23 protein-coding genes are annotated in these 25,058 nt (G+C 63.1%); 10 read left to right on the plus strand and 13 right to left on the minus strand.

Annotated elements, in window-relative coordinates:
- Window positions 1-201 precede the first annotated feature (201 nt).
- Together KJY40_RS18965 and KJY40_RS18970 are read left to right on the plus strand one after the other, a co-directional pair.
- Window positions 202-708 carry an RNA polymerase sigma factor gene (locus tag KJY40_RS18965; protein ID WP_230731755.1) on the plus strand — a complete coding sequence of 169 codons (507 nt, stop codon included), beginning with the start codon at window positions 202-204 and terminating at the stop codon, window positions 706-708.
- Complete coding sequence (locus KJY40_RS18970) at window positions 705-1,457, plus strand: anti-sigma factor family protein (protein ID WP_230731756.1); 753 nt, start codon at window positions 705-707, stop codon at window positions 1,455-1,457. The genes KJY40_RS18965 and KJY40_RS18970 overlap by 4 nt, the downstream gene beginning before the upstream one ends.
- 5 nt (window positions 1,458-1,462) lie before the next feature.
- Here the strand turns inward: KJY40_RS18970 and KJY40_RS18975 are convergent, their stop codons facing one another.
- The 7 genes from KJY40_RS18975 to KJY40_RS19005 all read right to left on the minus strand — a co-directional run bounded on the left by KJY40_RS18975 (window position 1,463) and on the right by KJY40_RS19005 (window position 7,885).
- Complete coding sequence (locus KJY40_RS18975; protein ID WP_230731757.1) at window positions 1,463-2,434, minus strand: Csu type fimbrial protein; 972 nt, start codon at window positions 2,432-2,434, stop codon at window positions 1,463-1,465.
- Window positions 2,431-4,788: a fimbria/pilus outer membrane usher protein gene (locus KJY40_RS18980; protein ID WP_230731758.1), complete on the minus strand. Its 2,358-nt coding sequence runs from the start codon at window positions 4,786-4,788 to the stop codon at window positions 2,431-2,433. The genes KJY40_RS18975 and KJY40_RS18980 overlap by 4 nt, the downstream gene beginning before the upstream one ends.
- Window positions 4,789-4,872: 84 nt before the next feature.
- On the minus strand, window positions 4,873-5,655 hold the full coding sequence (locus KJY40_RS18985) for a fimbrial biogenesis chaperone (protein WP_230731759.1): 783 nt from the start codon (window positions 5,653-5,655) through the stop codon (window positions 4,873-4,875).
- Window positions 5,656-5,679: 24 nt separating this feature from the next.
- Window positions 5,680-6,180, minus strand: coding sequence for a Csu type fimbrial protein (locus KJY40_RS18990; protein WP_230731760.1), 501 nt, complete (start codon window positions 6,178-6,180; stop codon window positions 5,680-5,682).
- A 4-nt stretch (window positions 6,181-6,184) separates the two neighbouring features.
- A complete protein-coding gene (locus KJY40_RS18995) occupies window positions 6,185-6,721 on the minus strand; it encodes a Csu type fimbrial protein (protein ID WP_007951533.1) in 537 nt (178 codons plus the stop codon).
- Between the two features lie 20 nt (window positions 6,722-6,741).
- Window positions 6,742-7,275, minus strand: coding sequence for a Csu type fimbrial protein (locus KJY40_RS19000; protein WP_230731762.1), 534 nt, complete (start codon window positions 7,273-7,275; stop codon window positions 6,742-6,744).
- Window positions 7,276-7,375: 100 nt separating this feature from the next.
- On the minus strand, window positions 7,376-7,885 hold the full coding sequence (locus KJY40_RS19005) for a Csu type fimbrial protein (RefSeq protein ID WP_407682004.1): 510 nt from the start codon (window positions 7,883-7,885) through the stop codon (window positions 7,376-7,378).
- Between the two features lie 287 nt (window positions 7,886-8,172).
- Here KJY40_RS19005 and zapE point away from each other — a divergent pair, with 287 nt between their 5' ends.
- A complete protein-coding gene (gene zapE, locus KJY40_RS19010) occupies window positions 8,173-9,306 on the plus strand; it encodes a cell division protein ZapE (protein ID WP_230731766.1) in 1,134 nt (377 codons plus the stop codon).
- A 61-nt stretch (window positions 9,307-9,367) separates the two neighbouring features.
- Window positions 9,368-10,681: a leucine-rich repeat-containing protein kinase family protein gene (locus tag KJY40_RS19015; RefSeq protein WP_230731769.1), complete on the plus strand. Its 1,314-nt coding sequence runs from the start codon at window positions 9,368-9,370 to the stop codon at window positions 10,679-10,681.
- A 38-nt stretch (window positions 10,682-10,719) separates the two neighbouring features.
- Here the strand turns inward: KJY40_RS19015 and KJY40_RS19020 are convergent, their stop codons facing one another.
- Complete coding sequence (locus KJY40_RS19020; RefSeq protein ID WP_007951538.1) at window positions 10,720-11,424, minus strand: YebC/PmpR family DNA-binding transcriptional regulator; 705 nt, start codon at window positions 11,422-11,424, stop codon at window positions 10,720-10,722.
- A gap of 220 nt (window positions 11,425-11,644) precedes the next feature.
- On the opposite strand from KJY40_RS19020, the gene KJY40_RS19025 reads away from it, so the two are divergent.
- Entirely contained in the window at window positions 11,645-13,051 is a 1,407-nt protein-coding gene (locus tag KJY40_RS19025) for a type VI secretion system Vgr family protein (protein ID WP_230731771.1), read from the plus strand.
- A 3-nt stretch (window positions 13,052-13,054) separates the two neighbouring features.
- On the opposite strand, the gene KJY40_RS19030 is transcribed toward KJY40_RS19025, so the two are convergent.
- Together KJY40_RS19030 and KJY40_RS19035 are read right to left on the minus strand one after the other, a co-directional pair.
- Window positions 13,055-14,452 carry an FAD-dependent oxidoreductase gene (locus tag KJY40_RS19030; RefSeq protein ID WP_230737727.1) on the minus strand — a complete coding sequence of 466 codons (1,398 nt, stop codon included), beginning with the start codon at window positions 14,450-14,452 and terminating at the stop codon, window positions 13,055-13,057.
- A 67-nt stretch (window positions 14,453-14,519) separates the two neighbouring features.
- Window positions 14,520-15,845, minus strand: a complete 1,326-nt coding sequence (locus tag KJY40_RS19035; RefSeq protein WP_230731773.1) for an MFS transporter — start codon at window positions 15,843-15,845, stop codon at window positions 14,520-14,522.
- Window positions 15,846-16,134: 289 nt separating this feature from the next.
- On the opposite strand from KJY40_RS19035, the gene KJY40_RS19040 reads away from it, so the two are divergent.
- Window positions 16,135-17,034, plus strand: coding sequence for a LysR family transcriptional regulator (locus KJY40_RS19040; RefSeq protein WP_007951543.1), 900 nt, complete (start codon window positions 16,135-16,137; stop codon window positions 17,032-17,034).
- Here KJY40_RS19040 and KJY40_RS19045 read toward each other — a convergent pair.
- Window positions 17,004-17,864 (minus strand): LysR substrate-binding domain-containing protein, encoded by an 861-nt coding sequence (locus KJY40_RS19045; RefSeq protein ID WP_007951544.1) that lies wholly within the window; start codon window positions 17,862-17,864, stop codon window positions 17,004-17,006. The two genes, KJY40_RS19040 and KJY40_RS19045, sit on opposite strands and share 31 nt — an antisense overlap.
- Before the next feature lie 113 nt (window positions 17,865-17,977).
- Between KJY40_RS19045 and KJY40_RS19050 the strand changes: the two genes are divergently transcribed.
- The 3 genes from KJY40_RS19050 (at window position 17,978) to KJY40_RS19060 (ending at window position 20,737) form a co-directional block, all read left to right on the plus strand.
- The gene (locus KJY40_RS19050; RefSeq protein ID WP_230731775.1) at window positions 17,978-19,087 is read left to right on the plus strand and encodes a 2-aminoethylphosphonate--pyruvate transaminase; all 1,110 of its coding nucleotides are present in this window, start codon (window positions 17,978-17,980) and stop codon (window positions 19,085-19,087) included.
- A 71-nt stretch (window positions 19,088-19,158) separates the two neighbouring features.
- Complete coding sequence (gene phnX, locus KJY40_RS19055; RefSeq protein ID WP_007951546.1) at window positions 19,159-19,986, plus strand: phosphonoacetaldehyde hydrolase; 828 nt, start codon at window positions 19,159-19,161, stop codon at window positions 19,984-19,986.
- A 196-nt stretch (window positions 19,987-20,182) separates the two neighbouring features.
- On the plus strand, window positions 20,183-20,737 hold the full coding sequence (locus KJY40_RS19060; RefSeq protein WP_221533201.1) for a cytochrome b: 555 nt from the start codon (window positions 20,183-20,185) through the stop codon (window positions 20,735-20,737).
- Here the strand turns inward: KJY40_RS19060 and KJY40_RS19065 are convergent.
- Together KJY40_RS19065 and KJY40_RS19070 are read right to left on the minus strand one after the other, a co-directional pair.
- On the minus strand, window positions 20,734-21,642 hold the full coding sequence (locus tag KJY40_RS19065; RefSeq protein ID WP_230731780.1) for a 1-aminocyclopropane-1-carboxylate deaminase/D-cysteine desulfhydrase: 909 nt from the start codon (window positions 21,640-21,642) through the stop codon (window positions 20,734-20,736). The two genes, KJY40_RS19060 and KJY40_RS19065, sit on opposite strands and share 4 nt — an antisense overlap.
- 41 nt (window positions 21,643-21,683) lie before the next feature.
- Entirely contained in the window at window positions 21,684-23,723 is a 2,040-nt protein-coding gene (locus KJY40_RS19070) for an NADPH-dependent 2,4-dienoyl-CoA reductase (protein WP_230731784.1), read from the minus strand.
- Between the two features lie 205 nt (window positions 23,724-23,928).
- Here KJY40_RS19070 and KJY40_RS19075 point away from each other — a divergent pair, with 205 nt between their 5' ends.
- A complete protein-coding gene (locus KJY40_RS19075) occupies window positions 23,929-25,056 on the plus strand; it encodes a nitrilase-related carbon-nitrogen hydrolase (protein ID WP_230731786.1) in 1,128 nt (375 codons plus the stop codon).
- The last annotated feature ends 2 nt before the right edge of the window (window positions 25,057-25,058 follow it).

A 25,058-nucleotide genomic window follows, 5' to 3' on the forward strand; every position in this document is an offset into this window, starting at 1 on the left:
CTGTTGGCGGTATCGGTGACTCTCCGCGCTTGTCGGACGGGTTGAGCCGGGAGATTTGAATCCATTACATGCACTACAGAACGCGGCGAACTTTCCTACGTCGCCAGTAATGAAATCTTTCAACTCCTGGAATGGAATAAGCTGTGTCGAGAAGCGTCTTTCCATCACTACCGCGCTTCTGGCCCAGAGCATGTCCCTGTCATGAATACACTCGACGAGCAATTACGCGATCTGATTCCCAGATTGCGCCGCTTCGCGCTTTCGCTGACACGCAACAGCAGCAGCGCCGACGACCTGGTACAGGCCAGCCTGGAGAAGGCGCTGTCGGGTTGGGGCGACAAACGCGCCGACGGCGATCTGCGCGCCTGGCTGTTTTCGATCCTGTACCGACAGTTTCTCGATGCGCATCGGCGTTCGCGGCGGTATGCGCGGATGCTCGAATTCTTCACCGGCCGCGATGACGCCGAGCCCTCGGTGGAACGCATCGTCATTGCCCAATCGACCTTGCAGGCCTTCGACCGACTGCCCACCGAACAGCGCGCGCTGCTACTGATGGTGTCGGTGGAAGGCCTGACCTATAAGGAGGTCGCCGAGATTCTCGACGTCCCCACCGGCACCGTGATGTCGCGCCTGTCCCGTGCTCGCCAGGCCCTGCGCCAGCTCAGCGACGGGGAAATCAGCAGCCCTTCCTTGCGGATACTCAAATGATCAGTCTGCCCCCCAACGAACGTGACCTGCACGCCTACGTCGACCACCAGCTCAGCGAGGCCGACCGACATGTAATGGAAACCTGGCTCGCCAGCCATCCGGACGAAGCGGCGCAGGTTCGCGCCTGGCAACAGGACGCCCAGCACCTGCGCGCCACCCTCGGCGGTGCCTTGCAACAACCGGCCAATCCGGACCTCGATCCGTCGCTGATTCGCCAGCGGCTCAAACGCCAATCGCGCCGCCAGTGGGCCAGCGCGGCGGTCCTGCTGATTGCCGTCAGCCTCGGCGGTGTCGGAGGCTGGAAGGCCCGGGACATGACCGTGTTTCATCCCCCGGCACCGATGACCGATGCCTTGCAGGCGTACCGTTTGATCGCCCAGCAAGGACTTCTGCCGGCGGACTACAAGGTCGATGGTGACGGCGACATCCAGCGCTGGCTCGACCGTTATTTCACTCAGGCCAATCGCCTGCCGGACCTGACGTCGGCCGGGTTTACGCCGGTCAGCGGTCGCCTGCTGAGCACCGATGAAGGCCCGGCGGCGATGGTGATGTATGAAGACCAGAGCGGGCACAAGGTCAGTTTCTACGTGCGTCCACCGGGACCGAAAAATACCTTCCTGCCCCGGGGCAGCCGCCAGGACGGGGATCTGCAGGCCGAGTACTGGTCCGGCAAGGGCTACAACTACGCGATGGTCAGCCCGACCGATACCCCGGCGGCGAAAATCCTCAAGCAATCCGTGAGTTTCTAGCCGCTTCAGAACCCCACATCCAGCACCACATTGTCCAGGTAGGTTCCGGCGGGCGGTGTGGTCTGGTCGGTGTAGATTTTCGCGTTGTAATTGAAGATCTGGCTGCCGGTGCCCAGCCCGTTGCCGGGGTTGACCTCGGCATCGCTGCTGGCCCGACGGGCCGCGCCGACACTGCCCCAACGGGTGGTGCCAGCACTTTTGAAAATGTCGTAGGCCAGATAGTTGCTGCCGGAAATCATCCGCCGCCGTCCGCCAACGCTGACCGCGTTCTGTCCGTCGTTCAAACCCACGGTATAGGCGCTGCCCTTGGTGCAGGCGAGGTTGATGGTCTGCCCGGTCACCGGGGTGAACGCGCTGACCACCGGCGCACTGCCGAAAGCGATGTTCGGCGCGGTGATGGTGCAGTCGTTGGACACCGTCAGGTTCACCGTCAGCGTCGTAGTGCCGCTGTTGATGTCGCGGCCCAGGCAAAGCCCGCCGACACCGATGCCCGAACAATAATTCCAGTTCCAGAAAATGCTCAGGGTCTCGGTATACGCGCCGGCCGCCACGTTGCTGCCGATGGTGGTACCGAAATACAGCGGAACGGTTTTCGGCACCGTGCCCCCCAGCAACCCCAGGGCATCGATGATGCCGTTGCGGGCGAAGTCATAGGCGGTGCCGCGCGTCAGCGGGTAACTGGTGCTGTTGTTGGCGTAGATCGTGTAACCGATCACGTCGCCGGTGGGCCCGAGCAAACCGCTTTGGGTCGAGGTGACGGTGGCCCAGAAATGATCATTGTTGGTCAACAGCGACAGCAGCGAACCGGTGCAACTCAAGCCTCCATTCAAGGTGGAACTGGGTTGCGAGGTGGTGCGCACGGCAATCGAACTGATGTTCCCGAACCCGGCCGGCGTGGTGGTGACCACCGAACACAGCGCCTGCGCCAGCCCCGGCAGCAGCAACAACAGCCACAGAGCAAGCCGCGCCCGGATCATTGGCACACCAACGGGCCGATCAGCGGCACTTCATCCTGCTGCAGATCGACGCTGAATTGCGCCTGGCAGGTCTTGCCGTCCGCGAGAGTCACCCGCAGCGAATTCTGCGCCTGGAGGTTTTCCAGATAGACCAGCCCGTCCCAGCCGACCACCGTCCGCGTGCCGCTCTGCTCATGCAGTACGCCACTGCCCAGCGGCAATTCCTTCTGCTGCGCATCCACCAGCACGATGCTCGCGGCGATCACCCGGCTCAGCGGAAACTCCAGCAGATAGCCGCTGCCCCGACGTACGGCAACACGTTGTTCGACATTCGGGCTGCGCACATTGGCCGGCAGGTTCAGCGGATCGATTTCGTACTTGCCGCGGTAATAGGCGCTGCTCCATGGCACCAGCAAGTGGCCGTTACGGTCGGTCTGGCCGACCTGCTGGTTCTCGTAGCGCACCGGAATGTCCGCGTAGCCGTCGGTGCTGACCACCACGAACGCATCGTCGATGCGGTTGGCGGCGAACACTTGATCGTCCATCCATACCAGCGAGCCGCTGGCATCGGCCCAACGGGTTTCGGCGTCGGACGTCCCATAGACGCCAGCCTGCAATTGCACCGATTGCAGACGCCAGGTCACATCAGCCTGACGGTAATCGGCGCCGTCGCCCTTGGCGTAGCCCAGATTGAAACCCACTCCGCCCTCGGACGGCACGGCGCGACTGTAGTTGACCCGCTGCTGTGTCTGCCCGGTCTTGCTGCGCTCGCTGCTGATGGCCAGGCTGCCGCGCAGGTCGAACGGAATCACCAGTTGCGCCTGCACCGCCCAGTTGCTGTCGCCGATTTCGCGGTTGGCCGACAAGTAGAAACTGCTGTTGCGCCATAGCGGTTTGCTCCAGCTCAGGTTGAGCAGCCGCGTGCGGGTTTCGTCTGCCGCGCGAATGTCGAAATACCCGACGCCGAGACTGCCCCAGCGTTCGAGGTTGAGGCTCAGGGTCGCCTGCTCACTGCGTTTGCTGAGTGTGGTGTAAGGGCTGTCGACCACGGTCAGGTCGGCGTAACGGTCGCGGCGTTGCAGACGCTGATAGGAAAAGCTGTAGCGTTGGCCGCTGTATTGATAACCGAGGCTCAATTGCTGACCGCCGTCGCCATCGAAACGGCTCTGGCTGATCGCGCTGTTGAGCACCCCGAAATTGCCCAGCCGCAAGTTGCCGCCCAGCCCGCCGAGGGTCAGGGAGTCCGCTGCTTCGGCGTGGCTTTCCAGAGTAAAGGTGTCGCTGACGCCGTAACGCAGACTGCCCGAGGTCACGCCCGGCCCATAGCTGAAATCCTTCAGGCCGTAATCCCGGCGTAGCGTACCGGCGGCCACCGAAAAATCGCTCAGGCCTTTTTGCAACAGGCTGCTGGTGACATAGAACGGCACCGTGGTCGACACCTGCCGGCCCAGTGCATCGGTGGTCACCACCACCGCCTCACCCGCGCCGTTGATAAACGGAATGTTGGTCAAGGTGTACGGCCCCGGTTGCAGGTCGGTGCTGCTGGACTTGTAGCCGTTGATGAACAGATCCACCGAGGACGGCACCGCCGCTTCCCCGGCGAACTGCGGCAGCGGATAGGTCACCAGATCCGGACGCACTGCAAAATCCCGCGAGAACTGCACGCCGCCCAGGCGCACCGAACTACTCCAGGGCAAGGCGCCGCTGACCACGTCCCCGGCCTCGTAGGTCAGCATCCGCTCGTCATCGGAGTAGCGCCAGGTGGTGTCGTAACGCAGATAGCCGTTGTCCAGCGTGCTGACCGCATCCCCCGACAACGTGCGGCGATATTGCCCGGTGTTCGACAACGTGCCCCAACTGTCGAACACCCGCACCTCGTTCCACGCCGCCAGATAGGTGCCGGCGTCGTCGGTGTCATTGAGGTACAGGTCATAGTTGAACAGTGCGCCGAAACTGCTCAGCGCCGGAGTGCGCGGATAGACTTCACGGTTACCGATGAACTGCTCCGGCAGCCAGTGCGGCGGCACGTCGAGCAGCAGTCGCTGGCTGACGCTGTCGTAATCGCTGTGCAGGCCCGGGAGGCCGTCGAGATCGACTTCGGCACCGGCCTCTTCCGGCAGCTTCATGCCGGTGTCGCGCAATACGCTGGCCGGCAGGAACAGGCGACCGCCACGCTGCTCCACCGCCACCACCCGGCCGGTATTCATCTGGTTGACCACCAGTTCCAGAAACAACTGTGCATCACTCACGGCCTCCATGCCGCTGGGAGGCGGCGGCAGTTCACCGGCCCCGGATGGATGAATGAACATCAGGCACCACGCGCCGGTCATGAGCCACAACGGACGCTGAATACGGCGAGCCCATCCCGGACTCATTAGCGTGTTACGTCCGTCAATGGACTGATTCCTCCTGAAACCGCTGGCGCCGAAGCCTGAACACTTCGACATGGCTCGCTACGGCTATCGCGCCGGCGGAATGCTCTGCACCTTTGCCGCGCCATTGATTCGCCCAGCCAATTCTCCCGTCACCGGTCCCGGTGCCGGCCAGCGCATCACCGCGCCGGGCAATACGTAGCCGAGCAATCCCTCGGCCAGCGGTTTGCTTTGACCGCCCTGGGTGACGGCCACATCGGTCAGTCGCGCATGGACCGCGCCCTGATTGCGCACTTCCACGTAAGGACGGCCCTCCACCGCCACCGTGCGCCAGCTCAATTGCGGCAGGCCGATGCCCTTGGGGTCACGCTGGCGGGCGCTGTCTTCCTTGCTCCACAGCCCAGCGCCATAGGCGAACAGCGGCACCGAATAGCGCATCTGGAAGCGGATCGCCGCAGCAGTCTTGCCGTCTTCGGCGACGGGCGGCTGAGCCGAGGGGATTTCATCGATGATGATCCGGTACGCCAGTTCCTGACCTGGCGGCACGTCCTTGGTGCGGGTCAGGCGCACCAATTGCTTCTGACCCGGCTCGATCTTCGCCACCGGCGGGCTGCCGATCACCTCGCGCTGATTGCGGTACTGCTCTTCGAAACCGCTCTGGCTCCAGCCGAACACGCGGATCTGCAGGTTGGCGGTTTCCGTGCCGCGATTTTCCAGCCACAGCGCACTGGCCTGTTGATCGGCCTCCAACACCGGATCGATCGGCCAGATCAGCACCGAACTGGCGGCCTGGGCCTTGAGCGTCCCGAACATGACCAGCGCCAGTACGGCGCAACACACGGACGAATGGCGTGACGTGAAAAACCCCATAAACCTGCTCCTTGTCATTTCACATCACCACGACAGTTGCACCTGCAACACATCGCTGTATGTCCCCCCGGGCTGATTGCCCGGCAATTGCACCTGACCGTAGATCGGCAGACTGATGTTGTTCGCGTCGCTGTAGGCCACCGCCACACTCTGGCCGATGCCCAGGCTCTGGCTGTATGCCGCATCGCGAAACAACGCATAGGCCACCTTCGCGCTGCCTCCGCTGATCTGCATGCGCCGCCCGCCGCTGTCGTACTGGCCGCCATCGACCGTCATGTTCAGCGCCACCCCCGGCGTGCATTGCAGCGTGACGCCGCCGGTCAACGCGACCTGCACCGTGCCGGTGGCCAGCGCCGAACGCGAACCGAAATTCAGCCCGCCATAGTTCGATACGCCCCCCACCACCAGACAGCCCGGCGTCACTGTGGCACTGACCTGAAAACTCTGGCTGGTCACCGCCGCCAACGGCAGCGGCAAGCTGCCCGCACACAGCAGCAACAGCCCCGCACAGCCATGCCGGCCCATGGCGCTAGAACGTCAGTTCAACGGAAATCGTGTCGGTATAAGTACCCGCCGGCAGCCCGGCCTTGCCGACCGCCTGACCGTAGATGTTCACGGTCTGCGCCACACCGGTGCTGGCGGCGAGGTTGATGACCCCGTCGATGGCCAGCAATTGCGAGTGCCCGGCGTCGGTGTACAGGTCGTACGGCACGTAGTTGGCAACCCCGTCGTACAGCGCGCGAGTACCGCCCGGCGAGAGCCCGTCATGGGCGCCGGCCCGGACCTTGACCGTCGGCGTGGTGCCGGCCGAGCACAGGATCGACAGCGCCCCGCCTCCGCCGCCCAGCACCTGTCCGGTGGCCGTGGTGAACAGGCTGTTGGCGGTGCCGAAGTTCAACGCACCGAAGTTCAGCCCGGTAGAACCACCGGAACCGTTGACCTGGCAACTGCTGATCAGGATCAGGCTGGAGGTGATCTGGCCGGTGACCGTGGTGGCGGCATTGACGCTGGAAGCGAGCGTCAGGCCTAGCAACGACAAACCTATCCTTGATGCAATCGTACGCATGGTGTCCGTCCTCTACGGGGTTACCAGTCGAGCGTCACCGTCAGGGTGTCGGTATAGACACCGGCCGGTACCGCACGGGTGTTCGCCACCACCGAGCCAAATACCGGGATGGGTATCTGTGCGCCGCTGGTGACAGCGAAATTGTGTTGTTGACCGATGCTGTAGCTCTGGCTGCCGGAGGCATCGAGAAACAGCTGATAGGGAAGTGTCTGGCGCCCGTTGCTCAACCGGCGTGTGGTGCCGTCGCCATGGGTGCCGCCGTCGATGGTCACGGTGAACCCGGTAACCGAAGGGTTGCAGGCGACGTTGAGCTGGCCGCTGCCCGCTTCGCTGAGGCTGGCCTTGATCGGTGCGTTCCAGGTCGGGCCTTGCTGGCCGAAATCGAGAGAGCCCAGTCCATCCACCGGGCTGACGGGGCCGGTGGCGTTGGTCACTTCGCAGCCGGCAATCAGCGTCAGCCGCGCAAGGATCTGCCCACTGACCGCCGCTGCCGCGACCTCGGTGAACAACAGCAACGTGGCTGTGGCGATTACCCGCCCGTGTCTGCCCATCATTGAGCCCCTACTCCTTCAGGATCACTCGACCATTGCGCTCGTCATTGAACGCCCTTCCCTGCGCCACCCGGTTCCACCGAATGGCTGAAAAACTGCGCGATCACCAGGTGACCGTCACCTTCACCAGATCCGAATACCGGCTGACCCGAGGCACTTCGGCCATCCGCTCGATCCGCCCGTATAACGGCAAGTCCACCGTGCCGCTGTCCGGCACCCGGCCACTGACCGGCACATCCACCACCAGCGGCACCCGCCGCGCGGCGTCCTGATACAGGCGATAAGGAATCGGCTTACTGCCGGCCTCTCCCGCCATATAACGCACCTCGCCAACGCCACCGTGCAGGCCGCCATCGACGCGCAACTGGTACGGGGTGTCCGGATTGCATTCCAGACGCGGCAGGCGGGAATTGGTCAGCGCCGCGCCGAGTGGCCCGTCCTGGTCGGCGAGCCGCGCCGTGCTGCCGAAGTCGAGCACGCCCAGTTGCTCGATACCGGCCTCGCGTTGCTGGCCGATCAACTGGCAACCGCGCTGCACATCGACCCGCACCTCGACCTGAAGGTCGGCGGCGTGGACCGGTATCGCGAGCCCGCCCAGCAATGCCCAGACCATCCTTGCATTCACCGCCCGTTCCTTTATGGCGACAGCGTCTCTGCCGTTACAATGTTTCAGGTTAGCAACGGACGCCGATTGCGCCAGTCGATTGGATCCAGTCACCGGCCGGGATTTGTTTCGAAAGGTTGGCAACAAGGCGATTTAAAGTGTTGAAAAAACCTGTACACGCCGCAGATTACTGTCCGGAAAAACGATAAAGCGCAGTGGAAGCAAAACTACCCGTCTGGTTACACTACGCCGCCGCGCTCGGGGGGAGCCGGCCCAATGATGACGGAGTGATTGCAGTGCCCGACCGACCGCCCGAACGTTCGCGTCTGCCCCAGCGCTGGTCAGCCTTGCGCCGCTTCTTAGGCAAACGCTCCGTTACAAACGCAGGCCAGTGCGCCGCCAGTGCGCAATCGGTGCGTGACTATTTCCGGCAAAAGGCCCACGGCCAGGGCTACACCCTCAGCCACAGCCAGCAACGGGTCATCGACTGCATGGCGCAGCAGGCCGGCCTGTTGTTCGGCACCCCTGCGCAAACCCCGCCCAGCCTGTATCTGCACGGGGCGGTCGGGCGCGGCAAGAGCTGGCTGCTGGACGGATTCTTCCAGGCGTTGCCGATCCAGCAGAAGCGCCGTCTGCACTTCCACGGGTTCTTCGCCCGGTTGCATCAAGGCATGTTCGAGCACCGCGACCGCGACGACGCCCTCGCCGTGACCCTCGACGCGCTGCTGATGGACTGTCGGGTACTGTGTTTCGATGAGTTTCATGTGCATGACATTGGCGATGCGATGCTCATCACCCGCCTGTTCAAGGCACTGTTCAAGCGCGGAATCCTGCTGCTGGTGACCTCCAACTACCCGCCGGAAGGCTTGCTGCCCAACCCGCTGTACCACGCGCGGTTCAAACCGGTGATCGACCTGATCAATGCGCGTATGCAGGTCATGGAAGTCGGCGGTCCGCACGATTACCGCAGCCAGGCCCGCCGGCATGCGCATCAGGTGTTCACCCAGGGCCATTACGTCTGGCCGGCTACCCCGGCGCAGCGCCTCGCCTTGAACCTGCCGCCCCTCGATGCCACGCCGTTGCCTCTGGCAGTCGGCAGCCGGCATTTGCAGGCGCGGCTGTGCGAGGACCGGCGCGTCGGTTTCACCTTCGACGATCTCTGCGAACAGCCCACGGCCGTGATGGATTATCTGGAACTGTGCCGGCGTTTCGACCACTGGATCATCGATGACCTGCCGGAGCTGGGCGAATGTTCGATCGCCGCCCAGCAACGCTTCATCAACCTGATCGACGTGCTCTACGACCAGGACAAACACCTGACGTTGCTCGGCCATTTGCCCTTGCACGAAAGCCTCGGCGGCCAGGCGATCGATCTGGCCCGGACCCGCAGCCGGCTCGGACAATTGCGGGAAGTGCACGAGCCGGACTGATTTGCCGGTATCATGCCGCCCATTTCCGGCGCCCTGCGCCTTCTCGATAGCGATTCCTTTCATGCACACCCTTGCACAACTGCGCGCCGGCGAACTGTCGGGCATCACCCGCCTGGATCTGGCTGAAGGCCTCAGCGAATTTCCGCCGGAGATTTTCAACCTGGCCGATACGCTGGAAGTGCTCAACCTCAGCGGCAACGCGTTGAACAGCCTGCCGGACGACCTGCACCGTCTGACGCGCCTGCGCGTGCTGTTCTGCTCCGACAATCGGTTCACACAATTGCCGGCGTGCCTGGGCCAGTGTCAGGCGCTGACGATGGTCGGTTTCAAGGCCAACCGCATCACTGAGGTGCCCGGCGCAGCGCTGCCACCGCAGTTGCGCTGGCTGATCCTGACCGACAACGCCATCGAAACCCTGCCCACGGAACTGGGCGAACGTCCGTTGCTGCAAAAACTCATGCTCGCCGGCAATCACCTGCGCACCCTGCCGCCGTCATTGAGCCAGTGCCATCGGCTGGAGCTGATCCGCATCGCCGCCAACCAGTTGACCGAGTTGCCGCAATGGCTGTTGACCCTGCCGAGCCTGACCTGGCTGGCCTACGCCGGCAACCCGCTGGAAACCGAAGCCGATGCCGCGGCCCTCAACAAAGCGCCCCTGATCGACTGGTCGGCGCTGCAGCTGGAACAACAGCTGGGCGAAGGAGCTTCCGGGATCATTTACCGGGCGCAGTGGCAACTCGCGAATCAGCCGGCCACGCCCGTGGCGGTCAAGTTGTACAAGGGTGAAATGACCAGCGACGGCTCGCCGCTGCACGAAATGAACGCGTGCATCACTGCCGGGCTGCACCCGAACCTGATCCGCGTCGAAGGCCGCATCGACCAGCATCCCGATGGCCAGCAAGGCCTGGTGATGCAGTTGATCGATCCGAGCTACCGCAACCTGGCCGGGTTGCCGAGCCTGGCGTCCTGTTCACGGGATGTGTATGCCGACGATTGCCGCTTCAGTGCCGACGTTGCCTTGCGCATCGCACGGGGCATTGCTTCGGTCGCCGGGCATCTGCACCGTCACGGTATCACCCATGGCGATCTCTACGGACACAACATTCTGTTGAACGATCAGGGCGATTGTCTGCTGGGGGATTTTGGCGCGGCGTCGTTCCATACCACGGCAGACACGCTTGAAACCCGCGCGCTGCAGCGCCTCGAAGTGCGGGCGTTCGGGATCTTGCTGGGGGAACTGCTGGCGCGCATCGACTCGGGGTTGAGCGATGAAGGGCGTCAGGTGCTGGAAGCCCTGGAACAGCGCTGCTGTCAGCCGGATGTGCTGGCGCGGCCGGGGTTTGGCGAGATCAGTCTGGCGTTGCAAGACGCCTGAAAAAAATCGCAGCCCGAGGGCTGCGATTTTCTGATTTGTCAGCCGGCCAGACCGACGAACATGTCCTGCACGTCGTCATGGTTGTCCAGGCCTTCGAGGAACGCCTCGACTTCTGCCATCTGCTCGTCGCTCAGGCCGCTGACCGGGTTCTTCGGCTGGTAGCCCAGTTTGGCCGACAGTACGGTGAAACCTTGTTCCGGCAGGGCTTTCTGCACCGAGTCCAGGTCAGTCGGGTCGGTCAGGAACAGGGTCGCGCCCTCTTCGCCCGGCTCGAAATCCTGGGCGCCGGCTTCGATCGCGGCCATTTCCGGATCGGCGTCCGGGGTGTCCGGCGACGCTTCGATCATGCCGACATGGTTGAAGTCCCAGGCAACGGAACCGGAAGCACCCAGTTGGCCCTTGCGGAACGCCACGCGGATTTCCGCCACGGTGCGGTTGATGTTGTCGGTCACGCACTCGACGATCAGCGGCACCTGATGCGGCGCGAAACCTTCGTAGGTCACGCGATGGTACTGAACGGTTTCGCCCAGCAGGCCAGCACCCTTCTTGATGGCGCGGTCCAGGGTTTCCTTGGGCATCGAGGCTTTCTTGGCCTGTTCGACCACCAGACGCAGGTGTGCGTTGGTGGCGGTATCGGCACCGTTACGCGCAGCAATGGTGATTTCCTTCACCAGTTTGCCGAAGATCTTGCCCTTGGCGTTGGCTGCCGCTTCTTTGTGTTTAACCTTCCACTGTGCGCCCATTACTCACTCTCTTGATCTGTGGCGCCGAGACATCTATTGGCCGACGCATGGCGCCAAGTTTATACGGCCTAAAGTCGGCAATCGACCAAAAAATCCGATGCGCATCGACATCTTCTACATGCCTTGTAGGGCGATTCTGAAAAACCGGTTTGCTACGTCCATTCAACGTCGCGTTTTCGTACCCTCTGTGGCCCGTATTGCCTGAACAGAGCCCGCCCGAATGCTCAATGACAAGGAAAGTCCGTTTTCGCTGACCCTGGCCGAAGGCGGGATAAGCCTGCCGGTCCTGCGCTTCAGCGGTCATGAAGCACTGAATCAGCCCTATCGGTTCGAGATCGAAGTCATGGGCCTGGCGCCCGCCTGGTCACCCGGTACGTTGCTGCATCAGGCAGCGTTTCTGCACCTGGATGACGACCACGGGATTCACGGGATCATTCAAAGTGCCAGCTGCGAACACCGGGCGACGCACCGGATCGCCTACCAACTGGTGCTGATGCCGCATCTGCAAGCGCTGGAACAACATCCCGTGCGCCGGGTCTTCACGCAACTGAGCGTGCCGGCCATCCTCGAGCAACTGCTCATTGCACATCATCTGCCCGCCCACAGCTACCGGATCGAGATGACCGTCGGCCACTACCCGCCCCGCCCGTTCTGCATTCAGTACGAAGAAACCGACCTGGCCTTTTTGCAACGGCTCTGCGAGGAGGAAGGCATCCACTATCACTTCGAACATCAGCCGGATGGCCATGCGGTGGTGTTCGCCGATGACAGCCTGAGCCTGCCGCAGCAACTGACGGCGATTGCTTTCAACACACAGATCGATGCGCCATCAACCGGCCTAAGCAGCCTGTTCCAGCGCCATGAGGCAGTGCTGCCTCAGATGCCCGCCGGCGTGCGTGAGCGAGGACACTCGATTACGGGCCAGGAAGCCGCCAATCACACGCTGGGCAGTGCCGTCGCGCCGGCGGGTTTTCTGCCGACGGCGCAACGTCACGCGGCCCAGCGCAGTCGTCGCCTGCTGGAACGCCAACGCTGCCGGGCACGCACGATTCAGGGCCGCAGCGATTGCCTGCGACTGCTCAGCGGGCGCCTGTTGCAGGTCATGGATCACCCGGTGAGCGCCTTCAACGAGCAGTGGCTGATCACCGACTTGCGCCATCAAGGCCAGCATCCATCGATACTCGATCCCGTGCCGACGGTTCGTCGCTATCACAACGACTTCACGGCGCTGCCCTGGTCGACCCCGTTTCGCCCGCCGCCGAAACAACTGCGCCCGGACATCCCGGGGTATCAGCCGGCGCTAGTGCTTGGCGTGCCGGGGCAACCGGCGCAAGTGGACGATCAGGGGCGCATCGCCGTCCGGTTATGGCCCGGTCAGCTTCATGCTGGCGCAAGCGAAGGACTGTGGTTGCCGGTGGTCATGCCCCACGCCGGTGGTGACCTGCCTCGGGAAAATCTGCCCCGCGCCGGCAGCGAGGTCTGGGTAAGTTTTCTCGACAGCGATCCCGACCGGCCAATCCTCTGCCTGGACGCCTGCCGCCCGCGAACGTCGCAGCCCACAGAAACCGAGCCCGACGACGACCTCTTGCTCGAATGGCTGCTCAACCGCTCCGCCCCGCCGCGCTGACGATCAACCTTTGTCGGCCTTGCCCGCCGCCGCAGCAAATTTCGCCAGACGCACATCAAGGTGCCGGGGCCGCCGACCGTGATCCTCGGCGCGTTCCTTGCGGCGAATGGCGTTGCGCACCATCAGCGAGCCGAGGTAGCGGATCGGCTCCGGTGGAAAGTAACCCAGCGGCCCGTTGACCAGCGGCGAACGCGTCCACGGATTGTCGAGGCCTTGCACCAGCGAGGCGAGAATCTGCCCGCCCATGTGGCACGGCCCGACGCCGCTACCCGAATAACCGAAACCGTAGAACACGTTGCCGCTGGCACTCATCTGGCCGAAGAACGGCAGGCCGGTGACCGAGCGATCCGAAGGGCCGTTCCAGGTTGCGTCGACTTTCACATCGGCGAATGCCGGGAAGAAATCGTCGAGACTGCGCTTGAGCAATCCGGTATAGGGCGAGGGCTGATCGAACACCGGCAGCATCCGCCCGCCATAGGCAAAGGTGTTGCCGCCCTTGCCGAGCATGATCCGGCCGTCCGGGGTGTTGTGGTAGTAGTGCACGAAAATCCGCGAATCGAGCACGGTCACGCCGCTGGTCAAACCGATTTCCTGCAACAGATCCGGACGCGGTTCGGTGATCAGCATGTCGCTGGAAACGATCGCCACGCTGCGCTCGAACTGCGGGAAAGCACGGGCCATCCACGCGTTCATCGCCAGCACCACGCGGTCGGCGGTCACCTGGCCGTTCGCCGTGTGAAGGCGCGCCGGACGGCCCTCCTCCAGCCCGGTCATCGCCGTGCCTTCATGGATCCGCACGCCCAGTTGCAACGCCACCCGGCGCAAGCCGCGCACCAGTTTGCCTGGCTGCACGCTGGCGGCGGCCGGCGAGAACCAGCCTTCCAGGTGTTTTTCCGAGCCGGCCATGCGCTGCACATCGGCGACCGGCCGCTGGGTAAACGAGTTGATGCCGTTGCGCTCCAGCGCCGCGATCACCGCATCGGTCGAGCCGCATTGCGCGCGATTGGTGGCGGTGTAAAGCGTGCCATCGAGGCGGTAATCAGCATCAATGCCGTACTGCTCGCAGAACTCGCCGATGGCGTGGATGCTGCGCTCCGATTCCTTGACCAGCCGCACCGCCTCTTCGACGCCGAACAGCCGCTCGAGGGTGAAATACTTTGCCGACCACGACAGCGCACAACCGCCATTGCGCCCACTGGCGCCGGCGCCACAGATGTCGGCTTCGATCAGCAACACGTCGAGTTCGGGGTTCTGCTGCTTGAGCATGATCGCCGTCCACAACCCGGTGTAACCGCCGCCGACGATGCACACGTCGGTGCGCACATCGCCTGGCAGCGGCGGGCAAGGTTCGGACGTGTCGAGCTGCAAAGCCTGCTCCAGCCAAAACGGTCTCATGAAAATTCTCCAGTCAATCGGCCACGGCACAGCCTGCCGCGAGTGCCGCAGCAGGCCGCGAGGCAGGGTTTATTCAGTTACGCAGGGGTTTGATGGTCAGGGCGCGATTGGGCACGCAGGCACGTGGCTCCATGACGCCGACCGGGCGGCTGTTCCAGTGCGGGATCAGCACCAGCGCCGAGAACAGCGCACAACCGGCGAACACGATGAACACCGTCACCGAGTCGAAGTAGCCCGGCAGCAAACCACCGAGCACCGCACCGACCGAGCCGCAGCCGTTGACGAATCCGGCCGCCGTGGCGCCGGCCTTGGCCTTGCCGAAATCGATCGCGGCGGCGCCGCTGATCATCGAGTCCGGGCCGTACAGGGTCAGGCCCATCACGAACAACAGTGCGACCACCAGCATCACGCTACCGGTGTGCAGGGCGCCCATGAACAGCGCGAGGGTCACGGTCAGCGCCAGCAGACTCAACACGCAGGCCGGCATGCGCCGGGCGCCGAACAGTTTGTCCGAGGCCAGGCCGATCATGATCGGGCCCAGCAACCCGGCCAGTTCAAACGCCGTGGGGATGATCGCCGCGCCGACCTTGCCGACCGAGGGCATCTGTTCGAACACGATCACCGGGCCCCACAGCAGAATCGCGTAACGCGCCGGTTTCAACAGGAAATACGCCAGCCCGAGTACCAGCACCGTACGGTTGCGCAGGATTTCCTTGAGTGGCTCCCATACGCTGAGCTTGCTGTTGGCTTCGGCCTCTTCGGCGCTGATGACCGGCTCCGGCTCCACGGCCGGCAAGCCGACGTCTTCCGGCTTGTCGCGCTGGAAGATGAAGAACAACAGCGCCACCACGGCCACCACCACCGCACTGGAAATGAACGCCGCGTGCCACGACCCGATCAGCGTGTACGCCCACCAGCCGGCGAACGGCGAGGCCACCAGACCGCCGAATGCATAACAGGAGCTCCACAACCCGAGCACTCGCCCGCGTTGTTCGGAGGGGAAGAAACTGCCGAGGTTCTTGCACAGCCCCGACCAGCCGGTGGACTGCGCCAGCCCCTGAATCAGCATGCAGGTGGCGAAGATCGGCAAGGTCGCGAAACTGCCCATCACCAGCGCCGCCGCAGCGGAAATCAGCAAGCCGCCGAGCACCACGACCCGCGGCCCGAAGCGGTCGGCGAGCATGCCCCAGGTGAATTGGCCGATGGCGTAGGCCGCCAGGTAAATCGCGTCGAGGTTGGCCATCGCCATTTTGTCGAGGGTGAAGCCGGGGTCTTCGGCGATGCCCAGTTTGGCCACCGAAAAGGCTTTGCGGGTGAAATAGAACGCGGCGTAAGCGAGCCAGGTGACAGCGAAGATCTGCATGCGCCAACGCGCAATGGTGCCGATGTGCTTGTTCATTGTGGTTCTGACCTCAGGGTGTGAGTGTGCCGGCAGAATCGATGAGTAAACGCCTGTGTTTTTTATTGTTGAGCACTGCGATATCACCCCGTCCCTTCGGCGATACCGGTCAGATGAGTCCCGGTGTTGCACGCACAGGCTCATGGCCAGCGTCGCTGCCCGACCGGGCAGTCAGCGTTGGCGTGAGCCGATCAAAGCAATTACTGTTTAATAAATAAAATCGATTTATCGTATTTCACACATAAGCTCAGCTTGTTACTGAACTGCACCTGTAAACAAGGAATCAACCATGTCGGTTTCACACGCACAGCTCAAAGCCTTTCACGCCGTGGCCGTGCACGGAAGCTTCACCAAGGCCGCCGAGCGGCTTTATCTGACGCAACCGGCGATTTCCGACCAGGTGCGCAAGCTGGAAGAGCGCTTCGGTGTGTTGCTGTTCCATCGCAACAAGCGCTCGGTGCGCCTGACGGATCTGGGCGAGCGCTTGCTGGCAATCACCCAGCGTCTGTTTGTGGTCGAGGCCGAAGCCCAGGAGTTGTTGCAGGAATCCCAGGCCTTGCAGACCGGCAGCCTGATTCTGGCGGTGGATGCGCCGGTGCATGTGCTGCCACAGATCGCCCGGTTCTGTGAGCGCTATCCGGGGATCAGCGTGAAGATCGAGACCGGTAACACCGATGAATCGCTGTTTCGACTGTTCAACTATCAGGCTGATCTGGCGTTGCTCGGGCGTGATGTCAGCGATGAGCGCCTGTTATGCGTGCCACTGCGCAACGACCCGATGGTGGCGTTCGTATCACGCCATCATCCGTGGGCCGAGCGTGAGTCGATCTGTCTGGAAGATCTGGACGACACGCCGCTGGTGCTGCGCGAACACGGCTCGGTCACCCGCCAGACCCTGGAAGAAGAAATGGCCCGCGCCGGTTTCCGCATCCGCCCGGCGATCCAGGTCGAAGGCCGGGAAGCGGCGCGGGAGGCAGTGGTGGTGGGGATTGGCGTGGGTGTGGTGTCGGCGGCGGAGTTTGGTGCGGACTCGCGGGTTTGCGCGTTGCCGATCACCGATTGCACCCGGCGCTTGACCGAGACGCTGGTGTGCCTGCGCGAGCAGAGTTCGCGGCGGGTGGTGGCGACGTTTCTCGAGATGGTGCGCGAAAGCCTTGTTCAGACAGGGGCCAACCCGAAAAACGCCTGAATCAAGCGCAGTTCCCGCCGCCGCTCCACGCAGCCGATCATGTGCCGGTTCACCAGCCCTTCTCCCGCAATGGGAATCGCGACGACGCGGGGATCGTGGCTGACCTCGACCGATGACACCACCCCGACCCCCAGTTCAGCCGCCACCGCCTCTGTCACCGCCTCGCGGCTGTCCAGTTCCAGCAACACCCGTGGACTGACCGAAGCCTGCGCACAGGCCTGATCGAACGTGCGCCGGGTAATCGAACTGGGCTCGCGCAACACCATGATCACCTGATCCAGCTCCTTGAGCCTGACCTCGCCGGAACGCGTCGCCCACGGATGCCCCGCCGGCACCAGTGCGCAGATCCGCGATTCACTCAACGCTTGCAGATGCAAGCCCTTGCGCGGCTCCACCTCGGTCAGCACCGCCACATCGGCATGCTCGGACAACAACGCCGCCAACGTTTCCTGAGCATTGCCCAACCGCAGATTCACCGTGATTCCCGGATACCGCGCCCGCAGGCTGGCGAGCATCGGCATGACCATGTGCGGGCCGTCCGCCGCCACCTCAAGACGTCCAGTCAGCAATTGCCGATTGGCTTCCAGCAGCGCCTGTGCCTCTTCGGCCATGCCGAACATTGCCCGGGTGATCGCCGCCAGTTTGGTGCCCTCCTCGGTCAGCTCGACCCGACGCGCCGTCCGTCGCAACAGGGTGATCTGGTAATGCTCCTCCAGCGCCTTGATGTGCCCGGTGACCGCCGGCTGGCTGATGAACAACCGCGCGGCGGCACGGGTGAAGCTGCCCTCCCGGGCCACGGCGTCAAAGGCGCGGAGCTGGAACAGGTTCATGGATAACCCTCACTGATGGCTGGCATAACAACAAACAATTTGATTGATGATCCGCCGAATTGCAACGTATGCCCCGTAGCTTCATCCCACAGCGCTATCGCGAGGACACACGAATGAGTACTGCCGCACCCATCCTGCTCACTCCCGGCCCGTTGACCACCTCGGCCCGCACCCGCCAGGCGATGATGGTCGACTGGGGTTCATGGGATGACCGCTTCAACCAACTGACCGCCAGCCTGTGCGAGCAACTGCTGGCGATCCTCAACGGCGCCGACAGCCATCACTGCGTACCTTTGCAGGGCAGCGGCACCTTCGCCGTCGAAGCCGCGATCGGTACCCTCGTCCCCCGCGACGGCAAGGTGCTGGTGCTGATCAACGGCGCCTACGGCAAGCGTCTGGCGAAAATCTGCGAAGTGCTCGGCCGCTCGTTCAGCACCTTTGAAACCGCTGAAGACGAGCCGACCACCGCCGCCGACGTCGACCGCCTGCTGCGCGCCGACAGCGACGTTACCCACGTCGCGCTGATCCACTGCGAAACCAGCACCGGCATCCTTAACCCGCTGCCGGAAATTGCCCAGGTCGTCGAGCAACACGGCAAACGCCTGATCATTGATGCCATGAGTTCCTTCGGCGCATTGCCGGTGGATGCGCAAAACGTCCCGTTCGACGCGCTGATCGCCGCGTCCGGCAAATGTCTGGAAGGCGTGCCGGGCATGGGCTTCGTGTTTGCCCGCAAGGAATCCCTGGCCGCAGTCGCCGGCAATTCGCATTCGCTGGCGATGGACCTGTTCGATCAGCACAGCTACATGAAGAAGACCGGCCAATGGCGCTTCACCCCGCCGACCCACGTGGTCGCCGCGTTGCATGAAGCCCTGCTGCAATACAACGAAGAAGGCGGCCTGCCGGCGCGGCATGCGCGTTACGCCGCCAACTGCCAGGCGTTAATGGAGGAGATGGGCAAACTCGGCTTGCGCAGTTTCCTGCCTGCTGCGATCCAGGCGCCGATCATCGCGACCTTCCACGCCCCGAAAGATCCGCGCTACCAGTTCAAGGACTTCTACGAACGGGTCAAGGCCAAGGGTTACATCCTCTACCCCGGCAAGCTGACCCAGGTCGAAACCTTCCGCGTCGGCTGTATCGGCCACGTCACCCCGGCACAGATGCGCGAAGCCGTCGCGGCGGTGGGTGAAGTGCTGCGCGAGATGGAAGTCCTGGAAATTTAATCAACACCACAAAGCCCGCTCCCACAGGGACAGCGAACTCCGAATTGCGTGTTATCACAGGAATTTTTGCCATGAACTACAACAACCCAACCCAGCTGCAAGCCGCCATCCTCGACTGGGCCGGCACCGTGGTCGACTTCGGTTCTTTCGCACCGACCCAGATCTTTGTCGAAGCCTTCGCCGAGTTCGATGTCCAGGTTTCCATCGAAGAAGCCCGTGGCCCGATGGGCATGGGCAAGTGGGATCACATCCGTACCCTGTGCGATCAACCGCAGGTTGCCGAGCGCTATCGCAAAGCATTCGGTCGCACCCCGACCGACGATGACGTGACCGCGATCTACAACCGCTTCATGCCGCTGCAGATCGAGAAAATCGCCGAGCATTCGGCGCTGATTCCCGGCGCGCTGGAGACCATCGCCAACCTGCGTCAGCAAGGGATCAAGATCGGTTCCTGCTCGGGTTATCCGAAGCAAGTGATGGACAAGGTCGTGGCACTGGCCGCCACCAACGGCTACATCGCCGACCACGTCGTGGCCACCGACGAAGTGCCGAACGGCCGCCCATGGCCGGCCCAAGCGCTGGCCAACGTGATTGCGCTGGGCATCGACGATGTCGCCGCCTGCGTGAAGATCGACGACACCGTGCCGGGCATTCTTGAAGGTCGGCGTGCCGGGATGTGGACCGTGGCGCTGATCTGCTCCGGCAATGCGCTGGGCCTGGATTACGAAGGCTACCGCGCACTGGGCAGCGACGCGCTGGCCAGTGAGCGCAAGCGCATTCACGCGCTGTTCGAAGGTTCGCGTCCGCACTACATGATCGACACCATCAGCGATCTGCCGGAAGTGATTGCCGACATCAACAAGCGCCTGGCCAACGGCGAGATGCCGCAAAGCAGCTGATTACATCCATCGCGGCAAACAAAAACGCCAGTGTCTGCCCGACACTGGCGTTTTTTCATGGGTGTTTTCAGTCAAATCGCTGATTCAGCTCAGTGAAAGCTTTTTTAGCCTCGGGCAAACGCGCCAAAGGGGATTACAGTTAAGGCATGCCGTCGCAGAACGGCACGCTTGAGCCCTGAACCGTGAGGAACGCCGTATGCCGTGGACAAATTCCGAATCCCGTTACAGCACCGTGTCGATCCTGTTGCACTGGCTGATGCTGGTGCTGTTGGTGCTGGTGTACGCCAGCATGGAATTGCGCGGGCTGTTTCCCAAGGGCAGCGGTGGCCGCACGCTGATCCGCGAAGTGCATTACATGCTCGGGCTGACCGTGTTCGTGCTGGTCTGGTTTCGCCTGTTCGCCCGCAGCCTGGGCCCGGCGCCGAAAATCTTCCCGGCCTCGCCACAGTGGCAAACCACCCTCGCACGCTTGATGCACTGGGCGTTGTACCTGTTCATGATCAGCATGCCGATCCTCGGCTGGCTGATCACCAGCGCCGAAGGTCATCAGGTGATGTTCTACGGTTTCGACCTGCCGTTGCTGGTGAGTGAAGACAAGGTGTTCGCCAAAGAGGTTGAGCACTGGCATGTGCTGATCAGCACCATCGGCTACTGGCTGATCGGCCTGCATGCGCTGGCGGGGATCTATCACCATTACGTGGTGCGCGATAACACGTTGCTGCGGATGATGCCCAAGCGCAGCCAGGGTTAACCGTCGAATCCGCGCCGGCCCTGCAAGCCGCCAGTGTGGACGAAGATCAAGCGTGAACCCCGGACAAAGCGGCCCGCCTCGATCTGTTGTTTGAGCGCCAGCAAGGCTTTGCCGGTGTACAGCGGTTCGAGGGGAATGCCGCTGGCCTGCTCGGTTTGCGCGATGAATTCAAGCAACGCCGGATCGACCTTGGCGAAACCACCACGGCTGGCGTCGATCAGCTCGTAGCGCCCGGTCTCACCGACAATGGCCTCGACTTTGGCCGCGACGCCGTGATCGTCTGGCACGGCCATTGCGCCGTACACCGCATGTTGTCCGGCCTCGGCCAACACCAATCCCGCGAGCGTGGTGCCCGTGCCGCAGGCCAGCCACCAACCGTGATAGTCGTCCCAGCCGAGCGTGCCGATTTGTTGACTGACCTGATCCTTCAGCGCCGCGCAACCCTGCGCGCCCGGCAAACCGCCGCCCCCTTCGGGCACCGGATGCAGCGTAGGATATTGCGCCAGCCACGGCTGCCAGAACCCCGGCTCGTGCCGCGCCCGATAGCCGCCGTAACCGAGCCAGTGCAGTTGCATGCCGAAGTCCTGCAGATCCCTCACCGTCGGCGTGTCCTGCGGATGCCCGCGCAACAGCCCGACCGTTGCGAATCCCAGGCGCTTGCCCGCAGCCGCCAGTGCATGCAGATGATTGGAGTGCGCACCGCCCAGGCTGATGATGCCTTCGGCACCCGCGTTATTGGCGGCTTTGAGATGCTCGACAAGTTTGAACCACTTGTTGCCGCTGATCAGCGGGTCGATCCGGTCCAGACGCAGGATCGCGGCTTCAATGCCGGCGGCGGTGAGCCAGTCCAGATGAAGCGGTTCGAGGGGGGCTTGAGGTAGCCAGTCGGTGGGAGGCAGAAACATGAAGGCCGGCTCTGTGCAAAGAGCCGGCATTCTAGGGTGGATCAGAGCTCGGCGGCCAGACGCGAACCCTGATTGATCGCGCGTTTGGCATCCAGCTCGGCCGCCACATCGGCGCCACCGATCAGGTGCACGTTCTGCCCGGCTGCGACCAGACCGTCGTGCAGCTCACGCAGTGGATCCTGGCCGGCGCAGATGACGATGTTGTCCACCGACAGCACTTGCGGCTCGCCGGTTTCGCCGATGCGGATATGCAGGCCTTCGTCGTCGATCTTCAGGTACTCGACGCTGTTGAGCATCTGCACCTGCTTGTTCTTCAGACCGGTGCGATGAATCCAGCCGGTGGTCTTGCCCAGACCGTCGCCGACCTTGGATTTCTTGCGTTGCAGCAGGAACACGTCGCGGGCCGGTGCGTGCGGTGCAGCCTTGATCCCGGCTACGCCACCACGGGCTTCCAGATTCGTGTCGATGCCCCACTCTTTCCAGAACGCGGCGCGATCCTGACTGGTGGCCACACCTTCATGGACGAGGAATTCCGACACGTCAAAACCGATACCGCCGGCACCGATTACCGCTACGCGCTTGCCGACCGGTTTGCGCTCGAGCAGCACATCCAGATAGCTCAGCACTTTGGCGTTCTCGACACCCGGAATCGCCGGCAGACGCGGCGCAATGCCGGTCGCCAGAATGACTTCGTCGTAACCGCCCTCGACCAGTTTTGCCACGTCGACGCGGGTGTTCAGGCACACCTCGACGTTGGTGGTCTGCAGTTTGCGTTTGAAGTAGCGCAGGGTTTCGTAGAACTCTTCCTTGCCCGGCACGCGCTTGGCGACGTTGAACTGGCCACCGATTTCGCTGGCCGAATCGAACAGCGTCACCTGATGCCCGCGCTCGGCGGCCACGGTGGCGGCGGACAGACCGGCAGGACCGGCACCGACCACGGCGATTTTCTTGATCTGCTTGACCGGCAGGTAGTTGAGTTCGGTCTCGTGGCAGGCACGCGGGTTGACCAGGCAGCTGGTGAGCTTGCCGCCGAAGGTGTGATCGAGGCAGGCCTGGTTGCAGCCGATGCAGGTGTTGATTTCGTCGGCGCGGCCCTCGGCAGCCTTGTTGACGAAGTCCGGATCGGCGAGGAACGGCCGCGCCATCGACACCATGTCGGCATCGCCTTCAGCCAGAATCTGCTCGGCGATTTCCGGGGTGTTGATGCGGTTGGTGGTGATCAGCGGAATACTCACCGAGCCACGCAGCTTGGCCGTGACCTTGCTGAATGCCGCACGCGGCACTTTGGTGGCGATGGTCGGGATCCGCGCTTCGTGCCAGCCGATGCCGGTGTTGATGATGGTCGCGCCGGCCTGCTCGATGGCTTTGGCCAGGGTGACGATTTCTTCCCAGGTGCTGCCGCCTTCCACCAGATCGAGCATCGACAGACGGAAGATGATGATGAAGTTCGGGCCGACCGCTTCACGTACGCGACGAACGATTTCCACCGGCAGGCGCATGCGGTTTTCGTAGCTGCCGCCCCAACGGTCGGTGCGGTGGTTGGTGTGGGCCGCGAGGAACTGGTTAATGAAATAACCTTCCGAGCCCATGATCTCCACGCCGTCGTACTCGGCGGTCTGGGCCAGTACCGAGCAGGTGACGAAATCGCTGATCTGTTTCTCGATGCCTTCCTCGTCCAGTTCTTTGGGCTTGAACGGGTTGATCGGCGCTTGAATGGCGCTCGGCGCGACCTGTTTCGGGCTGTAGGCATAACGGCCGGCGTGGAGGATCTGCATGCAGATCTTGCCGCCCGCATCATGCACGGCGCGCGTCACGATGCGGTGCTTGAGCGCTTCTTCCTCGGTGGTCAGCTTGGCCGCGCCGGAGTACACGCCGCCCTCGTCGTTCGGACCGATACCGCCGGTGACCATCAGGCCGACACCGCCACGGGCACGCTCGGCGAAATACGCCGCCATGCGTTCGAAACCACCCGGCTTCTCTTCAAGGCCGGTGTGCATCGAACCCATCAGGGTGCGGTTGCGCAACGTGGTGAATCCCAGGTCCAGCGGGGCCAACAGGTGCGGGTATTGAGTGGCGGTCATCGTTAACTCCACAGCGAGCGATCACGGAAAATGCGGGAGCTCTGCGTCCCCCGTCAGTCATGCTCGACAGATTAGGAGTCGCATCGCTGTCACTCAATGACCGTAACTGACAAGTTATTGATCCAAATGCGCAGCGCCCCTTGGCAAGCCGGGGCTGGCGCCCTACCCTGTCCGCACACCCTGTACCCGGTTGTTGTTGGATTTCATGCGCAAACTTCTGTACCTCACCTTTTCCATGGCGCTCATCGCCGCGCTCACCTTCTACGCCATGTGGGCGGCTGACCGCCCGGCCGGTCATTACCTGTCGGATCTGCGGATCAAACTCGCGGTTGATCAGGGCACGCCCGCCGACCGCGGCAACCTGCTGGGCATCCAGCCCGAGCTGTTCCCCACCGACTACCAAAGCCCCGAACGCCTGCACCGCAAGCTCGCCGCCTATCTGCAGCAGGCGCAGGATCAGGGCCTGTTGAATGAAAAAACCGTGGTCATCCTGCCGGAGCATGTCGGCACCTGGCTGATGATCAGTGGCGAGAAAGACGAGCTGTACCAGGCCGCCACTTTCGCCGAAGCGATGAACTGGCTGGCAGCGAGCAACCCGGTGCAATTTGCTCGCGCCTGGCTCACCGCCAAGGGCAGCAGCCGTCTGGATGACGCGCACCTGCGGATGAAATCCCGGGACATGGCCAAGGACTATCAGGCGCTGTTCGGTGGGTTGGCCAAGGAATTCCACATCACCCTGGTGGCCGGTTCGATCGTTTTGCCTGAACCGAACATCACCGAAGGCCGGCTCAAGGCCGGCAGTGGTGCGCTGTACAACAGCACGGTGGTATTCGGTCGTGACGGCGCCCCGCTCGGCCAGCCACAGCGCCAGATGCGCCCGATCTTCGATCAGGACGACTCCAGCACCTACGACGCTTCCCGGATCAATGTGGTCGATACCCCGGCCGGGCGCCTCGGCGTGCTGATCGGCAAAGACAGCTGGTATCCGGACAATTACCGCAAACTGGACGAGCAAGGCGCGCAACTGATCGCAGTGCCGGCGTTCCTCACTGGTCACAGCGTATGGGATCAACCCTGGCGGGGTTACAGAGGCTTGATCGTGCCGGACTCGGTCAGCCTGAAACCGGGCGAAGTCAGCGAAGGCCAGGCCTGGCACCGCCTGACCCTGACCGCACAACCACCGGCGAGCAACGCAATGGCCGGCATGAGCGTGTTCCTGCGCGGGCAGTTCTGGGACAAACCGAGCGCCGGACAAAGCTTCCTCAGCAGCAACGGCCAGCAATTCGCCGACAGCGAAGCCCGTGGCGCGCGCCTGCTGAACCTCTGGTTGTAACC

Source organism: Pseudomonas fitomaticsae, assembly GCF_021018765.1.
GTDB lineage: Bacteria > Pseudomonadota > Gammaproteobacteria > Pseudomonadales > Pseudomonadaceae > Aquipseudomonas > Aquipseudomonas fitomaticsae.

Excerpts from the sequence above, each read along its gene's own strand:
- KJY40_RS18965 (WP_230731755.1), top strand. The coding sequence starts at position 202 with ATGAATACACTCGACGAGCAATTACGCGATCTGATTCCCAGATTGCGC.
- KJY40_RS18970 (WP_230731756.1), top strand. The coding sequence starts at position 705 with ATGATCAGTCTGCCCCCCAACGAACGTGACCTGCACGCCTACGTCGAC.
- KJY40_RS18975 (WP_230731757.1), bottom strand. The coding sequence starts at position 2,434 with ATGATCCGGGCGCGGCTTGCTCTGTGGCTGTTGTTGCTGCTGCCGGGG.
- KJY40_RS18980 (WP_230731758.1), bottom strand. The coding sequence starts at position 4,788 with ATGAGTCCGGGATGGGCTCGCCGTATTCAGCGTCCGTTGTGGCTCATG.
- KJY40_RS18985 (WP_230731759.1), bottom strand. The coding sequence starts at position 5,655 with ATGGGGTTTTTCACGTCACGCCATTCGTCCGTGTGTTGCGCCGTACTG.
- KJY40_RS18990 (WP_230731760.1), bottom strand. The coding sequence starts at position 6,180 with ATGGGCCGGCATGGCTGTGCGGGGCTGTTGCTGCTGTGTGCGGGCAGC.
- KJY40_RS18995 (WP_007951533.1), bottom strand. The coding sequence starts at position 6,721 with ATGCGTACGATTGCATCAAGGATAGGTTTGTCGTTGCTAGGCCTGACG.
- KJY40_RS19000 (WP_230731762.1), bottom strand. The coding sequence starts at position 7,275 with ATGATGGGCAGACACGGGCGGGTAATCGCCACAGCCACGTTGCTGTTG.
- KJY40_RS19005 (WP_407682004.1), bottom strand. The coding sequence starts at position 7,885 with ATGGTCTGGGCATTGCTGGGCGGGCTCGCGATACCGGTCCACGCCGCC.
- KJY40_RS19015 (WP_230731769.1), top strand. The coding sequence starts at position 9,368 with ATGCACACCCTTGCACAACTGCGCGCCGGCGAACTGTCGGGCATCACC.
- KJY40_RS19020 (WP_007951538.1), bottom strand. The coding sequence starts at position 11,424 with ATGGGCGCACAGTGGAAGGTTAAACACAAAGAAGCGGCAGCCAACGCC.
- KJY40_RS19025 (WP_230731771.1), top strand. The coding sequence starts at position 11,645 with ATGCTCAATGACAAGGAAAGTCCGTTTTCGCTGACCCTGGCCGAAGGC.
- KJY40_RS19035 (WP_230731773.1), bottom strand. The coding sequence starts at position 15,845 with ATGAACAAGCACATCGGCACCATTGCGCGTTGGCGCATGCAGATCTTC.
- KJY40_RS19040 (WP_007951543.1), top strand. The coding sequence starts at position 16,135 with ATGTCGGTTTCACACGCACAGCTCAAAGCCTTTCACGCCGTGGCCGTG.
- KJY40_RS19045 (WP_007951544.1), bottom strand. The coding sequence starts at position 17,864 with ATGAACCTGTTCCAGCTCCGCGCCTTTGACGCCGTGGCCCGGGAGGGC.
- KJY40_RS19050 (WP_230731775.1), top strand. The coding sequence starts at position 17,978 with ATGAGTACTGCCGCACCCATCCTGCTCACTCCCGGCCCGTTGACCACC.
- phnX (WP_007951546.1), top strand. The coding sequence starts at position 19,159 with ATGAACTACAACAACCCAACCCAGCTGCAAGCCGCCATCCTCGACTGG.
- KJY40_RS19060 (WP_221533201.1), top strand. The coding sequence starts at position 20,183 with ATGCCGTGGACAAATTCCGAATCCCGTTACAGCACCGTGTCGATCCTG.
- KJY40_RS19065 (WP_230731780.1), bottom strand. The coding sequence starts at position 21,642 with ATGTTTCTGCCTCCCACCGACTGGCTACCTCAAGCCCCCCTCGAACCG.
- KJY40_RS19070 (WP_230731784.1), bottom strand. The coding sequence starts at position 23,723 with ATGACCGCCACTCAATACCCGCACCTGTTGGCCCCGCTGGACCTGGGA.
- KJY40_RS19075 (WP_230731786.1), top strand. The coding sequence starts at position 23,929 with ATGCGCAAACTTCTGTACCTCACCTTTTCCATGGCGCTCATCGCCGCG.